The following is a 13353-nucleotide window of genomic DNA, read 5'->3' on the forward strand; positions in this document are numbered from 1 at the left end:
CCGGGCACGTGTCGTCTCCGCTCTCGGTCCTGGTCCGCAACCGGGACTTCCGCAACCTCTTCCTGGCTGAGCTGGTCGTCTTCGGTGCCGACTGGTTCGTCATGGTGCCGCTGCTGGTGCTGTTGCCGGAGCTGACCGGCAGCGGGGTGTGGGGTGCCCTGGTGCTGGCGCTGGACACCGGGGTGCTGGCGTTGCTGCTGCCGTACACCGGGACCATCGCCGACCGGTTCGACCGCCGGAAGGTCATGATGGCCGCGAACGGCCTGACGCTGCTCGGCGTGCTGCTGCTGCTCGGCGTCCGGAGCGCCGGTACGGCCTGGCTGGCCATGGTGGCGATCAGCCTGGTGGCGGTCGGCAAGGCGTTCTACTCGCCGTCGGCGCAGGCCGCCCTGCCCAACGTGCTCGACCCCGCCGACCTGGCCGCGGGCAACGCCGTGGCCGGGTCCGCCTGGGGGACGATGACGGTGGTCGGCGCGTCCCTCGGCGGCGTGTTGAGCGCGGCGGTCGGGCCGTACGCCTGCTTCTGGGTGGGGGCGGTCGGCCTGGTGCTGGCGGCGGGCCTGGCCGCCCGGATCCGCCGCCCGTTGCAGGCGGCCCGGGAACCCGACCGGGCGGTGCCGCGCACCTGGGCGGCGATCGGCGAGGCGTTGGGTCACATCCGGCACCGGCCGAGGGTGCTGGCGCTGGTGACGGTGAAGTCGGCGGTGGGGCTGGGCAACGGCGTGCTGACCGTCTTCCCCCTGCTGGCCGCCCTGTACGGGGTGGGTCCGGTCGGCACCGGGCTGCTCTTCGCGGCACGTGGGGCGGGGGCGCTGGTCGGGCCGATCCTGATGCGTCGGGTGCTGACCAACCGGGCCTGGCTGCTGCCCGGTCTGGCGCTGTCGATGTCGCTGTACGGGCTGGCCTATCTGGGCGCGGCGGTGACGCCCTGGTTCCCGCTGGTGGTGGTGCTGGTCTTCGTGGCCCACTTCGGTGGTGGCAGCAACTGGGTGCTGTCGAACTTCGCGCTCCAGGGTGAGGTGCCCGACCGGCTGCGGGGCCGGGTGTTCGCCACCGACATGATGCTGGCGACCCTGGCGATCTCGGTCAGCCAGCTGGTGGTCGCCGGCGTGGTCGACCGGGTGGACGAGCGGCTGGTGCTGGCCGGCTGCGGCCTGGTCACCCTGGTGTACGCGGTCGGTTGGCGGATCGCGACCCGCCGGCTCTCGCTCACCGACCCGGTCACCGGCACCGACCCGCTGCCCGCCCGCTGACCGCCGGCCGGGACTCAGTCGGCGCGGTCGGCCTGCGGCGGCGTCCAGGCCCCCCACGGTCGGCCGGGTACGGGGGCCGGGGTGCGGCCGACGAACACGGCGGCGGCGATGAGCCCCAGGCCGACGGGGTAGCCGAGCCAGCGGACCACGTTGACGGTGAGGTTCATCAGCTCGAACTGCCGCATCCCGCCGGAGAGGGAGCGCGACCGGAGCAGCTCCGGCAGCGCGGTCACCCAGGCGGCGCCGAGCAGCTCCAGCAACAGCAGGATGACGGCCCCGGCGAGCAGCAACGACCGGACCCGGCCCGGCAGCCGGCGGCGGGCGGTGGCGGCGAGCACCACGATGCCGAGCAGGGTCAGCAGCACGGGCAGGTGGCCCAGCAACTGGGTGAGCCGGTAACCGAACATGTCCATCCGTCCTCCCGACCGGGGTGGGGTCGGCGTCAGGCTAACCGAGGTGATCCAGTCCCACCGTCCGGGCGAGCGGACGCGACGTCGGCCCCTGGCCCTAGCATGGGTCGGTGCCGACGACTTTCGCCTCCGGGCCGGTGCGGGTGCGGGTGCCCGCGACCAGTGCCAACCTGGGCCCCGGGTTCGACGCCCTCGGGCTGGCCCTCGCCCTGCACGACGACGTGGCCGCCGAGGTGGTCCCGGCCGGCGTCCGGGTGACGGTGGCCGGCGAGGGCGCCGGTGAGTTGCCGCCGGACGACCGGCACCTGGTGGTGGTCGCCATGCGGGCCGCCTTCGAGCAGCTCGGTGGGCAGCCGCCGGGGCTGGCGCTGGAGTGCGTCAACCGCATCCCGCAGGCCCGCGGCCTGGGCTCCTCCTCGGCGGCGATCGTGGCCGGGGTGCTGCTGGCCCGCGCGTTGGTCACCGACGGCGAACGGCGGCTCGACGACGACGCGGTGCTCCGGCTGGCGGCCGGGATCGAGGGGCACCCGGACAACGTCGCCCCCTGCCTGCTGGGCGGGTTCACCATCGCCTGGACCGAGCCGGCCGGCGGTCGGGCGGTCTCGCTGCCGGTCGCGGCCGGGGTACGGCCCACGGTCTTCGTGCCGGCCGGGCGGGGGCTGACGGCCACCGCGCGGGCGGCGCTGCCGTCGACGGTGCCGCATCCGGACGCGGCGTCGAACGCGGGCCGGTCGGCGTTGCTGGTGCACGCGTTGACCACCGAGCCGGCGTTGCTGCTGCCGGCCACCGTCGACCGGCTGCACCAGGATTACCGCGCGGCGGGAATGCCGGCGACCGCGGCCCTGGTTGGTGAGCTGCGTGCGGCTGGTGTGGCCGCCGTGGTCAGTGGGGCGGGACCGACGGTGCTGGCGTTCGACGCGCCGCCCGAGGGGTTCACCCCGGGAACAGAATGGGAAGTCTGGCGGTTGCCGGTAGAGGTGCGCGGAGCGACGGTCGCACGGGGTAGACTTGGACACGCCGAGCGGGGCCCTGTTGCCGCAGGTCGGAAGAGTTGATTACGCTCTAGACTCAGCACAGCCGCGAAGCACGCGATCTCTCTGCGGGTCGGCGCACCCCGAAGCTCTCGGCGGTCAGCCCGTCACCCCTGCCAAAGGCCCACGCCGCACCGCAGTTTCCGCAGGTCGCCGCAGACGGCGAGACCTGCTCACCGACGTTGGTGAGTTGGGAAACCGCCCGGCTGCTGTGCCACAGACTCCCGCGACGCGTCATGCGAGGCGGGTGCACCGAGGCCGCCCGGCCACCTTGCTTGTCGATCCCGGGCAGTCCCGGCCTATCGAGGGAAGGAATCCATTGAGCGACACCACCGACGTGACGTCGGATGTTTCCAACGTCGCTGGCGATGCCACCACCGCCGCCCCCGCCCGCCGTCGGCGCAGCGGCACCGGCCTGTCGGCGATGCTGCTGCCGGAGCTGCAAAGCCTGGCCGCGTCGCTCGGCATCTCCGGGACGGCTCGCATGCGTAAGGGCGAGTTGATCAGCGCGATCTCCGAGCGGCAGCAGGGCGGCGCCGCGACCGGCACCCCTCGACCGCGGGCCGAGGTGGCCGCCGCGGCTGCCCCCGTCCGGGAGGAGGTGCGCGCCGAGGTCGCCCCGGAGCGGGTGACCGAGCCGGCGGCGACCCCTGCCGTCACCGGCGAGACCGAGGGCCGGACCAGGACCCGGCGCAGCCGGGCCAGCACCGCCGAGGCGCGACCGGTCGCCGAGGCGCGGCCCGTCGAGGCCCGTACCGAGGAGCCGCCGGTCGAGACCGGTGAGCGCCCCGAGCGGGCCGAGGGACGCGGCGGTCGGGACCGTGGCGAGCGGGCCGGCGGCGACCGGGCCGAGCGCGGCGAGCGGGCCGGCGGCGACCGGGCCGAGCGGACGGACGGCGACCGGGCCGGTCGCGCCGGCAACGAGCGGTCCGGTGGCGACCGGGCCGAGCGGTCCGGTAACGAGCGGTCCGGCGCTGACCGGGCCGAGCGGGCCGGCAACGAGCGGTCCGACCGGGCCGAGCGGGCCGACCGTAACGACCGGGCCGAGCGGTCCGACCGTAACGACCGGGGTGACCGGGGTGACCGGGTCAGCGACCGGGGTCAGCGCGACAACCGGGACGACTCGGACGACGACGGCGAGGGTGGCGGCCGGCGCGGCCGGCGCAGCCGGTTCCGGGACCGTCGGCGTGGCCGGGGTGACCGGGTCGAGGGCGGCAACGACAACGGTGGTGGCCGCGAGCCGCAGGTCGGCGAGGACGACGTGCTGGTGCCGGTCGCCGGCATCATCGACGTGCTCGACAACTACGCCTTCGTCCGGACCACCGGCTACCTGGCCGGCCCGAACGACGTCTACGTCTCGATGTCCCAGATCAAGAAGCACGGTCTGCGCCGCGGTGACGCGATCACCGGTGCCGTCCGGGCCGCCCGGGACAGCGGCGGCAGTGGCGACCAGCGGCGGGACAAGTACAACCCACTGGTCCGGCTGGACACCATCAACGGCATGGAGCCGGAGGAGGCCCGTCGCCGGCCGGAGTTCTACAAGCTCACGCCGCTCTACCCGCAGGAACGGCTGCGGCTGGAGACCGAGCCGCACATCCTCACCACCCGGGTGATCGACCTGGTGATGCCCATCGGCAAGGGGCAGCGCGCGTTGATCGTGTCGCCGCCCAAGGCGGGCAAGACGATGGTGCTCCAGGCCATCGCGAACGCCATCACCCGGAACAACCCGGAGTGCCACCTGATGGTGGTGCTGGTGGACGAGCGGCCGGAAGAGGTCACCGACATGCAGCGGTCGGTGAAGGGCGAGGTCATCGCGGCCACGTTCGACCGTCCGCCGCAGGACCACACCACGATCGCCGAGTTGGCGATCGAGCGGGCCAAGCGCCTCGTCGAGCTGGGCCACGACGTGGTCGTCCTGCTCGACTCGGTGACCCGGCTCGGTCGGTCGTACAACCTGGCGGCGCCGGCCTCCGGCCGGATCATGTCCGGTGGTATCGACTCCACGGCGCTCTACCCGCCGAAGCGGTTCCTGGGCGCGGCCCGCAACATCGAGAACGGCGGCTCGCTGACCATCCTCGCCACCGCGCTGGTGGAGACCGGGTCCATGGCGGACACGGTCATCTTCGAGGAGTTCAAGGGCACCGGCAACGCCGAGCTGAAGCTGGACCGGAAGATCGCCGACAAGCGGGTCTTCCCGGCGATCGACATCAACCCCTCCGGCACGCGCAAGGAGGAGGTCCTGTTCGCGCCGGAGGAGCTGGCGATCATCCACAAGCTCCGCAAGGTGCTGCACTCGCTGGATTCGCAGGCCGCGCTGGATCTGCTGATCGACCGGCTCAAGCAGTCCCGCACCAACATCGAGTTCCTGATGCAGATCGCCAAGTCGACGCCGGGGGAGTGACCCCACCCGGATGAGACCGCCACGAAGGGCACGGCCGCTGCGGCCGTGCCCTTCGTCGTACCCGGAACTGCTGTTGTGGGGAAATTCCACCATAGAACTTTTTTTCAATGGGATTCCTGCTCTTGAAAATCCTGTGCGCGGCCGGGTTGACTGGGACACACGGGTTCGCGGTCATCCGGCCGGGGCGCGATCACCGAGGGCGGCGGGAGAGACCTGGGGAGGCGTCCGCCGCCCGGCTGCCCCGTCGGGCGGGCTCCTGAAACTGGGGGAGGAGCCCGCCCGTTCCCGCCCGGTCGCCGCGCCCGGCCCACCGCCCGGTGGCCGCGCCCGGCCCATGGCGCCCTGTCCGCCGCGCCCGGCCGCTCGCGCCGGTCTCCGCGCCGGGTGAGGAATGCGGGTCGGGAGCGGCGGGAATGCGACCCGGTGAGCGGGCGTTACCACTGCCGGACCGATCGTGTGGCCCGCCCGTCGGGCCGGCTCACGCCCATGGCACACTGGTCAATCGGCCACCGGTTCCGGTTCACGCCCGAGTCCGTCGCGCACCAGGCGGCGGGGGATCAGCGGCGACCCGGCGACCACCTGACGAAAGGACCGAGGCGACATGAAGCCCAACATCCACCCCGAATACGTGACCACCGAGGTCAAGTGCTCGTGCGGCAGCTCCTTCACCACCCGCAGCACCGCCAAGGGTGGCGCGATCAGCGTCGAGACCTGCAGCGCCTGCCACCCGTTCTACACCGGTAAGCAGCGCGTCCTCGACACCGCCGGCCGGGTCGCCAAGTTCCAGCAGAAGTACGCCAAGGTTCAGGCGAAGAAGGCCAAGTAGCTTCACCGACGACGCCCGTGTCCGGCCCCGTGCCGGACGCGGGCGTTCGTCCGTTCCGCCTACTTTCGCCGTCCTGTGACCTGCCGTCCCGTACCCGTCGAAGGAGTATCCCGTATGAGCAGCGAGCGCCTGGCCGCCCTCCTCGACGAGTACGCCGAGCTGGAGAAGCGGCTGGCCGACCCGGCCATCCACGCCGACCAGAACACCGCCCGTCGGGTCGGCCGCCGCTATGCCGAGCTGGTCCCACTGCACAAGGCCGCAGGCGAACTGGAGCAGGCCCGGGCGGATCTGGTCGCGGCCCGGGAGCTGGCCGCCGAGGAACCGGCCTTCGCCGAGGAGGCGGAGTCGATCGCGGCGACCCTGCCGGTGCTCGAGGAACGGCTGGCGGAGCTGCTGATCCCCCGGGATCCGCACGACGCCAAGGACGTGATCATCGAGATCAAGGCCGGTGAGGGCGGGGAGGAGTCGGCGCTCTTCGCCGGGGACCTGCTGCGGATGTACACCAGGTACGCCGAGCGGCACGGCTGGCTGACCGAGGTGATCGACGCGCAGGACTCCGACCTCGGCGGGGTCAAGGACGTCTCGTTGGCGATCAAGACCAGGGGAGTCCCGGACGCCGGCAACGGGGTCTGGTCCCGGCTCAAGTGGGAGGGCGGCGTGCACCGGGTGCAGCGAGTCCCGGTCACCGAGTCGCAGGGGCGCATCCACACCAGCGCGGCCGGCGTGCTGGTGCTGCCCGAGGCCGAGGAGGTCGACGTCACCATCGACCCGAACGACCTGCGGATCGACGTGTTCCGGTCGTCCGGGCCGGGTGGGCAGTCGGTGAACACCACCGACTCGGCGGTCCGGATCACCCACCTGCCGACCGGCGTGGTGGTCTCCTGCCAGAACGAGAAGTCCCAGTTGCAGAACCGGGAGCAGGCGATGCGGATCCTGCGGGCCAGGCTGCTGGCGGTGGCCCAGGAGCAGGCCGACGCCGCCGCCTCGGACGCCCGCAAGGCGCAGGTCCGCACCGTGGACCGCTCGGAGCGGATCCGCACCTACAACTTCCCGCAGAACCGGATCACCGACCACCGGATCGGCTACACGGCGTACAACCTCGACCTGGCCCTCGCCGGGGAGCTGGACGGCGTCCTGGACGCCCTCACCGAGGCCGATCGCGCCGCCCGGCTCGCCGGCGACACCGAACTGACCCGCCACTGACCCGGGGCCGGGGGCGGGTCAGCAGACGCGGGGGCGGGTCTTGGCCCGCAGCATCTCCCGGTCGGCGATCTCGAACGCGGTGCCGAGGGCGTCGCGCACCGCGGTGCCGCCACCGCCGCCGTGGACCTCGGCGAAACCGATGCTCACCCCGACCGGGGTGCCGGGCACCAGCGACTCCCAGTCCTCGGTACGCACGGCCGCGTCGATCCGGCGGGCCACCTCGGCGGCCTCGGTCATGCCGGCCCCGGAGAGCACCACCACGAACTCGTCGCCGCCGTAGCGGGCCACGACGTCGCCGCGGCGCATCACCCGGTTGATCACCCCGGCGATGCGTTGCAGCACCAGGTCGCCGGAGTGGTGGCCGTGGGTGGTGTTGACCGCCTTGAAGCCGTCCAGGTCGCAGACGCCGATCACCACCCGCTCGCCCCGGGACACCACCGAGGCGACGTGCCGCTCCAACTGACGCCGGTTGGCCAGGCCGGTCAGCGGGTCGGTCAGCGCCTCGCCCTCGTAGCGGGCCGCCTCCCGGCGCATCTCCTCGTGGTCGATCCGGGCCGCGATGCCGTCGATGTAGACGTCCCGCAGCCGGTCGTTGCGCTGTGCGGCCAGCCGGAACGCCCGCCGGTCGGCGCGGTGCGCGGCGGCGTGGTCACCGGCCCGGGAGAGGGCGATGCTGCGCAGCCGGGACGCCTCCGCCGCACCGAGCGTCTCGGCCGACACCCGGGCCGAGTCCAGCCGGGTGATCGCCTCGATCGGGCGTTCGTCGGCGACCGCCAGGCACACGTGGCCGAGCTGGCGCATGTCCCGGGCCCGGGCGCTGTCACCGCCGTAGCCGAGCAGCCGGGCCGGTTCCGGGCCGACCGGGGCCGGGTCACCGAGCGCGGCCCGGCGGACGGCCGCGTAGCCGTACGCGGCGAGACTGCTCGGGCGCAGCCGGTCGGCCCGGCCGTCGGCGGTGAACCGGGACAGGTCGGCCGCGATGTCGCGGAGCACCCGCAGGCAGCCGTCGCTGTCGCCGTTGTGGTCCAGCGCGACGGCGTTGCGCAGCCGGATGCCCGGTGCGGCGAAGGTCTCCTCCGGGATGCCGGCGGCGGCGCCGTGCTGGCGGGCCCGTTCGATAGCGCCCAGCGCGTAGCCGTGGAAGCTGAGGTAGGAGTACGCCATCGCCAGGTCGTGCCAGCCCCAGGCGGTGTCCCGGTCGCGGTCCTCCGCCGCGCCGAGCGCGCGGGCCGCCCGGACCAGGTGGGTGACGCACCGGTCCAGCGCGCCCTGGTGGTGCGCGGCCAGCGCCGCCAACGCGTTGAGGTGCCCGTGCAGGTAGGGCTCGGGGAGGTCCCGGACGGCGCCGGAGGCGTCCTCGATGGCCCGGGTGAACTCGGCGGTCCGGCCGAGGTTGATCAGCGCGCAGAGCCGCTGCACCAGGGCGTCGGCCCTGGTGTACGGGTCGGTGGAGGTGCGCAGCACCCGGTCGAGCACCACGATCGCCTCGGCCGAGCGGCTGGCCTCCTGGAGGTGGCGGGCGTGCGTCAGGGCGTCAACCTGGTCGTCGACCCGGTCGAGCCACCCCACCTGGCGAACCTCCTGTCGGCGCGCGATCGGACGATCCGTGTCACCACCGGGACGGCGCGGTGACCTACCCGCACGTGTACGGCCGGCGACGCCTCATGATTATGTCGTGACCTCACTTCCACGCCACCCGTCCGAAGGGACAGAACGCGAGCGGCCCTCGCCGGTGGTGGCCCGTGCCGCCCGTACCCTCGCCGCCGCCGGGGTGGCCTCGGCCCGTTCCGAGGCGGAGCAGCTCGCCGCGTACGTGCTGGAGGTGCCCCGGGGGCGGCTGGCCCTCGCCGACGGCTTCACCCCGGCCCAGCGGGACCGGTACGACGCGCTGGTGGCCCGGCGGGCCGACCGTGAGCCGTTGCAGCACCTGACCGGGCGGGCCGGCTTCCGGCACCTGGAGCTGGCGGTCGGGCCGGGGGTCTTCGTGCCCCGCCCGGAGACGGAGTTGCTGGCCGGCTGGGGGATCGAGCGGGCGTCGACCCGACCGGCTCCGGTGGTGGTCGACCTGTGCAGTGGTTCCGGGGCGGTCGCGCTGGCGGTGGCCCAGGAGGTCCCGACGGCCCGGGTGGTGGCGGTGGAGCGGTCCCCCGCCGCGCTGGCCTGGCTGCGGCGCAACGCGGCGGGTCGGGCCGCCGCCGGGGACCGGCCGGTCGAGGTGGTGGCCGCCGACGTCACCGATCCGGGGCTGCTCGCCGACCTGGTCGGCGCGGTGGACGTGCTGCTGTGCAACCCGCCGTACGTGCCGCGTGCGGTGGTGGTCCCGCCGGAGGTGGCCGGGTTCGACCCGGACGAGGCGGTGTTCGGCGGGGCGGACGGGCTGGCGGTGGTCCGGCCGGTGCTGCGCCGGGCGGCCGACCTGCTGCGCCCCGGCGGTGACCTGGGTGTCGAGCACGACGACACGCATGGCGCGGCAGTGCCGGCGTTGCTCGCCGCGGACGGCCGGTACACGGCGGTGCGGGCGCACCGGGACCTGGCCGGCCGACCCCGGTTCGCCACCGCGTCCCGCGGGTCGGACGGCCCGCACGCCGTCCGCGGGCCGGCGTGGCAGACTGGCTCCTCGTGATGCTCTACGACTGTCGGTCGCCCGCCGACCGGGACCGCGGGGTGGCCGCGGCGATCGAGGCGGTCAAGAACGGCGAGCTGGTCGTTCTGCCCACCGACACGGTCTACGGGATCGGCGCGGACGCGTTCACCCCGTACGCGGTGCGGGCGCTCTCCGATGCCCGGGGCGGCAGCCAGCAGGCGCCGCCGGTGCTGATCGGCTCCCGGCACACCCTCGACGGCCTGGTCTTCTCGCTGCCCAAGGCGGCCCGGGACCTGGTGGAGGCGTTCTGGCCGGGGGCGTTGACCATCGTGGTGGAGCACTCGCCGAGCCTCGCCTGGGACCTGGGCGACGCCAGCGGCACGGTCGCGGTGCGGATGCCGCTGCACCCGGTGGCGCTGGAGGTGCTGCGGGAGACCGGCCCGATGGCGGTGGCCGCCGCCAACAAGGTGGGCCAGCCGGCCGCGGTGACCGCCGAGGAGGCCCGCGACCAGCTCAGTTACTCGGTGCGCGTCTATCTGGAGGCTGGCGCGTGCCCCGACCCGGTGCCGAGCACCATCGTCGACCTGACCGGTGAGACGCCCCGGCTGCTCCGGGCCGGCGCGATCGACCTGGACCAGCTCCGGGAGGTCGCGCCGGACGTCCTCGACGAGCGGAGCGCCTGAGTGCCGCCGTTCACCGTCCTGCACGTCTGCATGGGCAACATCTGCCGGTCCCCGATGGCCGAGCGGCTGCTGGTGCTGGCCGTCCGGGAGCGGCTGGGCCGGCTCGGTGTCGACCCGGCCGGCTCGGACGCGCTACTGCACAGCCACAGCGCCGGGACGGGCGGCTGGCACGCGGGGGAGGAGATGAACCCGCCCGCGGCAAGGCAGGTGCTGGGCCGGGGCGGTGACGTCGAGGGCTTCGCCGCCCGCAAGCTGCGCTCCGACCTGATCGACGCCGCCGACCTCGTCCTCACCGCCACCGCCGACCAGCAGGAGTACGTGGTGGCGTTGCGCCCGGACGCGGCCTCGCGCACCTTCGTGCTGAGGGAGTTCGGCCGGCTGCTCGGCGTGCTGGACACCGCCGCCCTGCCGCCGGCCCGGGCCGTCCCGGAGGCGGTGTACGCCCGGGGGGTCGCCCTGGTGGCGGCGGCCGACGCGGCGCGGCAGGGTGCGGCCGCGGTGCACTCCGACGACCTGGACGATCCGTGGGGCCGGGGCGACCAGTGCTTCAGCCGGGTGGCCGACGAGATCGAGGAGACGGTGCACCCGCTCACCTCGGCCCTGCTGCCCTGATTCGCCGCCGTTTCCACCCCGGTCGGTGGCCCTGGTGGCGGTGCGGTCTCGTCCGGGTGACCGGGGCGGCGTGTCCCGCTCCGCGCGCCGTGTCCGCCCCGCGCGCTTAATCCGTTTTTGCGGAAAGATGAGAGTTCGGGTGGTTTTGCGGGTCATGCTGAACGGGTCCTGACGACTCCGGCGGGGAGTACCGATGATCCGGACCCACCTCGACAAGGCGTTCACCGTGTTGCTCGCCGGCGTGCTCGCCGGACTGGTGCTGGCGGCGGCGGCCCTGCCGCTCGCCCTGGTGTTCGGCATCGGCTTCGGCGGGCTCGCGTCCTCCTACGCCGAACTGCCCAACACCCTGCGCGCCCCGCCCACCGCCCAACGCTCCACCCTGTACGCCGCCGACGGCGTCACCCTGATCACCTCGTTCTACACCGAGGACCGGGTGGACGTGCCGCTGACCAAGGTGGCCCCGGTGATGCGGCAGGCCATCGTCGCCGCCGAGGACGCCCGCTTCTACCAGCACCGGGGCGTCGACCCGCGGGGCGTGGTGCGGGCGTTCACCGCCAACCAGCGCGACGGCCGGGCCCGGCAGGGCGCCTCCACGCTGAGCATGCAGTACGTCCGCAACGTGCTCAGCAACGATCCCCGACTGACCAAGGAGCAGCGGAAGAAGGCCACCGAGATCAGCACGGCCCGCAAGCTCCAGGAGATGCGGTACGCCCTGGCGCTGGAGCGCGAGCTGAGCAAGGACGAGATCCTCACCCGCTACCTCAACATCGCCTACTTCGGCGCTGGGGCGTACGGCATCGCGGCGGCGACCAAACGCTACTTCTCCACCACCCCGGCCAGGCTGACCCTGGCCCAGGCGTCGCTGCTGGCGGGGCTGGTCCGGTCCCCGGACACCGACGACCCGATCAACGGCGACGCCGACGCGGCGCTGACCCGCCGGTCGTACGTGCTGGACCGGATGGTGGCGCTGGGCCAGGTGCCGCCGGCCGACGCGGCGGCGGCCCGGGACGCCCCGCTGGCGCTACGGCCCAGCCGGACACCGAACGACTGCACCGCCGTGCCCGAGCAGCGCAACGACTGGGGTTTCTTCTGCGACTGGTTCACCCAGTGGTGGAGCGACCAGCCCGCCTTCGGCGCCACCGCCGCCGAACGGCAGGACAACCTGCGCCGGGGTGGATTCCGGATCGTCTCCTCGCTCGACCCGGCCGTGCAGCGGGCGGCCGTGCGCCAGGTGGCCGACATCTACGACGTCGACGATCCCCGGGCCGCGCCGGTGGCGGTGGTCCAGCCGGGCACCGGACGGGTGCTCGCCCTGGCGGTGAACCGCAACTACAGCGTGGACCCCAACCCGGCCGGGCAGCGCAACCATCCGAACACGGTCAACCAGCTGATCGCCGGTGGCAACGGCATCGAGGGCTATCAGGCCGGCTCGACGTTCAAGCTGTTCGCCCTGCTGGCGGCCCTGGAGTCCGGGCTGCCGCTGGAGACCGGCTTCGCCGCGCCGAGCCGGATCGTGACCCGGTTCCCGACCGACGACGCCCGGTCCGGCTGCGGCGGGCGGTGGTGTCCGGCCAACGCCACCCCCGAGTGGATGGACGGCTACCGGACCATGTGGACCGCCTTCGGCCGCTCGGTGAACACCTACTTCGCCTGGCTCACCGAGAGGGTCGGCGCGGACCGGGTGGTGGAGATGGCCGAGCGGCTGGGCATCCGGTTCCGCGCCTCCGACGACGCCGCGCTGGCCCGGCACAGCGCCCGGGACTGGGGGGCTTTCACCCTCGGGGTCTCCTCCACCACCCCGCTCGACCTGGCCAACGCGTACGCCACGGTGGCCGCCGAGGGGACCTGGTGCGCGCCGTTGCCGGTGGTGTCGATCACCGACAGCGCCGGCCGGGAGGTGGCCGCCGCCCGGCCCGACTGCCGGCAGGTGATCGACACCGAGGTGGCCCGGGCCGCCGCCGACGCGGCCCGCTGCCCGGTCGGCGACCAGTCGATGTACCGCCGCTGCGACGGGGGCACGGCGGAGAAGCTCCGGCCGGGGCTGGGTCGCCCGGTGGCCGGCAAGACCGGCAGCTCGGAGCGGAACGAGACCGAGTCGGTGGTGGCCTTCACCCCGCAGCTCGCGGTGGCCCAGATCGCCGCCAACCCGGACGATCCGCGGGACGCCGTCGGTGCCGCCGTCCAGTCCCGGATGGTCGACGCGGTGGGCCGGATCCTGGCCGACGCCCTGTCCGACACCCCGGTCCGGGACTTCGTCCCCCCCGGCGAGTCGATCACGTACCGCCTCGCCCCCACCCCCCGCAACGGCAACTGACCCACCCCACCCCCGCCCCGCCCCCGCCCTCGCCCC

General features: G+C 73.9%; 11 protein-coding genes. 9 read left to right on the forward strand and 2 right to left on the reverse strand.

Going from position 1 to position 13353, the window contains the following annotated elements; all coding sequences use genetic code 11:
* Positions 1 to 8: 8 nt before the first annotated feature.
* A complete protein-coding gene (locus tag GA0070623_RS23835; protein ID WP_067313528.1) occupies positions 9 to 1253 on the forward strand; it encodes an MFS transporter in 1245 nt (414 codons plus the stop codon).
* Positions 1254 to 1267: 14 nt separating this feature from the next.
* Here the strand turns inward: GA0070623_RS23835 and GA0070623_RS23840 are convergent, their stop codons facing one another.
* The gene (locus GA0070623_RS23840; RefSeq protein WP_067313525.1) at positions 1268 to 1666 is read right to left on the reverse strand and encodes a hypothetical protein; all 399 of its coding nucleotides are present in this window, start codon (positions 1664 to 1666) and stop codon (positions 1268 to 1270) included.
* Between the two features lie 107 nt (positions 1667 to 1773).
* Here GA0070623_RS23840 and thrB point away from each other — a divergent pair, with 107 nt between their 5' ends.
* The 4 genes from thrB (at position 1774) to prfA (ending at position 7124) form a co-directional block, all read left to right on the forward strand.
* Positions 1774 to 2718 (forward strand): homoserine kinase, encoded by a 945-nt coding sequence (gene thrB, locus GA0070623_RS23845; protein WP_067313523.1) that lies wholly within the window; start codon positions 1774 to 1776, stop codon positions 2716 to 2718.
* 295 nt (positions 2719 to 3013) lie between these two features.
* Positions 3014 to 5095: a transcription termination factor Rho gene (rho, locus tag GA0070623_RS23850; protein ID WP_089004170.1), complete on the forward strand. Its 2082-nt coding sequence runs from the start codon at positions 3014 to 3016 to the stop codon at positions 5093 to 5095.
* A 601-nt stretch (positions 5096 to 5696) separates the two neighbouring features.
* Positions 5697 to 5921 carry a 50S ribosomal protein L31 gene (rpmE, locus tag GA0070623_RS23855; protein ID WP_067314506.1) on the forward strand — a complete coding sequence of 75 codons (225 nt, stop codon included), beginning with the start codon at positions 5697 to 5699 and terminating at the stop codon, positions 5919 to 5921.
* Between the two features lie 114 nt (positions 5922 to 6035).
* Positions 6036 to 7124, forward strand: a complete 1089-nt coding sequence (gene prfA / locus GA0070623_RS23860; RefSeq protein ID WP_067314508.1) for a peptide chain release factor 1 — start codon at positions 6036 to 6038, stop codon at positions 7122 to 7124.
* 18 nt (positions 7125 to 7142) lie between these two features.
* On the opposite strand, the gene GA0070623_RS23865 is transcribed toward prfA, so the two are convergent.
* On the reverse strand, positions 7143 to 8693 hold the full coding sequence (locus GA0070623_RS23865; RefSeq protein ID WP_067314510.1) for a GGDEF domain-containing protein: 1551 nt from the start codon (positions 8691 to 8693) through the stop codon (positions 7143 to 7145).
* 106 nt (positions 8694 to 8799) lie between these two features.
* On the opposite strand from GA0070623_RS23865, the gene prmC reads away from it, so the two are divergent.
* The 4 genes from prmC to GA0070623_RS23885 all read left to right on the forward strand — a co-directional run bounded on the left by prmC (position 8800) and on the right by GA0070623_RS23885 (position 13317).
* Positions 8800 to 9747, forward strand: a complete 948-nt coding sequence (gene prmC / locus GA0070623_RS23870) for a peptide chain release factor N(5)-glutamine methyltransferase (protein ID WP_172898457.1) — start codon at positions 8800 to 8802, stop codon at positions 9745 to 9747.
* A complete protein-coding gene (locus GA0070623_RS23875) occupies positions 9747 to 10391 on the forward strand; it encodes an L-threonylcarbamoyladenylate synthase (protein ID WP_067314514.1) in 645 nt (214 codons plus the stop codon). Before prmC ends, GA0070623_RS23875 begins: the two co-directional genes overlap by 1 nt.
* Positions 10392 to 11003, forward strand: coding sequence for an arsenate reductase/protein-tyrosine-phosphatase family protein (locus tag GA0070623_RS23880; protein ID WP_067314516.1), 612 nt, complete (start codon positions 10392 to 10394; stop codon positions 11001 to 11003). It abuts the gene before it with no gap.
* A 193-nt stretch (positions 11004 to 11196) separates the two neighbouring features.
* Entirely contained in the window at positions 11197 to 13317 is a 2121-nt protein-coding gene (locus GA0070623_RS23885; RefSeq protein ID WP_067314518.1) for a transglycosylase domain-containing protein, read from the forward strand.
* Positions 13318 to 13353: the final 36 nt, after the last annotated feature.

The organism is Micromonospora rifamycinica (assembly GCF_900090265.1).
GTDB lineage: Bacteria > Actinomycetota > Actinomycetes > Mycobacteriales > Micromonosporaceae > Micromonospora > Micromonospora rifamycinica.

Coding starts and splice junctions, on each gene's coding strand:
- rpmE (WP_067314506.1), top strand. CDS start 5,697: ATGAAGCCCAACATCCACCCCGAATACGTGACCACCGAGGTCAAGTGC.
- GA0070623_RS23840 (WP_067313525.1), bottom strand. CDS start 1,666: ATGGACATGTTCGGTTACCGGCTCACCCAGTTGCTGGGCCACCTGCCC.
- GA0070623_RS23875 (WP_067314514.1), top strand. CDS start 9,747: ATGCTCTACGACTGTCGGTCGCCCGCCGACCGGGACCGCGGGGTGGCC.
- GA0070623_RS23885 (WP_067314518.1), top strand. CDS start 11,197: ATGATCCGGACCCACCTCGACAAGGCGTTCACCGTGTTGCTCGCCGGC.
- prfA (WP_067314508.1), top strand. CDS start 6,036: ATGAGCAGCGAGCGCCTGGCCGCCCTCCTCGACGAGTACGCCGAGCTG.